This is a genomic window from Dysgonomonas termitidis (assembly GCF_042654545.1).
GTDB classification, from domain to species: Bacteria; Bacteroidota; Bacteroidia; order Bacteroidales; family Dysgonomonadaceae; genus Dysgonomonas; species Dysgonomonas termitidis.
Genome location: NZ_JBHSGN010000101.1, coordinates 1 through 1,320, shown reverse-complemented (window position 1 = coordinate 1,320; position 1,320 = coordinate 1). Strand labels below are relative to the sequence as shown.

Below are 1,320 nucleotides of genomic sequence, written 5' to 3'. Positions count from 1 at the left end.
AGGAAGATCGACGGTTTTGCCAACTATTACAAGCATGGCGATGTGGGAAAGCAGTTCGAGTCGCTGGACGGCTTTGTACGGCAGGAAGTGCGCCGCTGGCTGGCCGCCGAAGGGCGTGGCCGCAGCTATTCGAACCGTGACCTGCACAGCTTCGGGTTGCACAGCTTCGAACTCGTTTACCGCCGTTTACGGGAACGCTCGCCCAAAGACCGGACACTGCTGAAACAGCCTACCCCGGCGAGCGACGCCCAACCGGTCGACAGCCGGCTACAACGCCAACAATTGGAGCTGACCTCTGTGATCGACACCAAGCTGACCGAGATGCTTACTTTGCAACGCCAGCAGGTGAGCCTGCTAAAAAAGATCGTGGAAGTCGAAGCCTACTGACGGATGTTCCGTCACCCGGAAGCAGGATGAACAGGAAACGATTTGCCGGGACGATCAGGAAGCGGATACAGCGGAAGCGTGAACGACTGTACTAAGATAAAAGGTAAAAGTAAAAGAGAGCAGGATGAGAAAAAATAATGCTTATAAGAAAATGCAACGGTTCAGGAAACCAAACAAATGTATAGCGATGGCAAACAACAAAAATAAGCAGGATAAAATGGCCGGACTAGACATATAAAAATAAAAAACAAGAATCCGGGAAGAATTGATAAAGGATGACCCGGTGGCTATTTACCCTTCAGCACGACGAAGATGAAACATTGGAATAACATAATACCGCTGCTTTTGTTGCTGCCTATACTGGCCGCCGTTTCCGGCTGCACATCGGAGGATTCCGGCAATGAAATCCCTGATCCCGCACATACCGGTGCCAGGAATGTGACCCTCGAGGTGCGCATACCCGGTGTACGCACGCCCTCGACCTACGGCATGACCGCGGGTCAGGAAAACAACGTGGAAGAGCTTACCGTGCTGGCCTACAAAGTTGTCAGCGGCACCGAACAGCTTCAACAGAAGATCGAGGCCCAACCATCGGATATCACGGTCAGCGGCAGCGATAATGTCAATATCAAGGTGACCCTGTCCCTCCCTGCGGGCGATTACAGCCGGCTGGTGGTGGTCGCCAATGCCGACAGCCAGGTCGCCGGATTGGCCGACGACAGACTTTCACCGGGAGCCTGCATTTACCCGGCCGTTATAAACAATGTAAAGAGCTATGAGTATAAAAATAAAAGAAACAATGACATTTGAATAATATATATGTAAAAGGACCCTTGGCCGCCGGCGGGCGTCAAGGTCATAATTTCGTAGCCGGAATAAAGGCTGGGAAGTAGTTTTTGTAAAGTTTTGTAAAGTTTGTGTTAAGGTGGGGAT

2 protein-coding genes are annotated in these 1,320 nt (G+C 51.2%); both read left to right on the top strand.

Annotation, left to right across the window (positions count from 1 at the left end):
• Positions 1–387: group II intron maturase-specific domain-containing protein (locus ACFO6W_RS17250; RefSeq protein WP_379998683.1), on the top strand; the 387-nt coding region annotated here is incomplete at its 5' end.
• 312 nt (positions 388–699) lie between these two features.
• A complete protein-coding gene (locus ACFO6W_RS17245; protein ID WP_379998681.1) occupies positions 700–1,197 on the top strand; it encodes a hypothetical protein in 498 nt (165 codons plus the stop codon).
• Positions 1,198–1,320 lie beyond the last annotated feature (123 nt).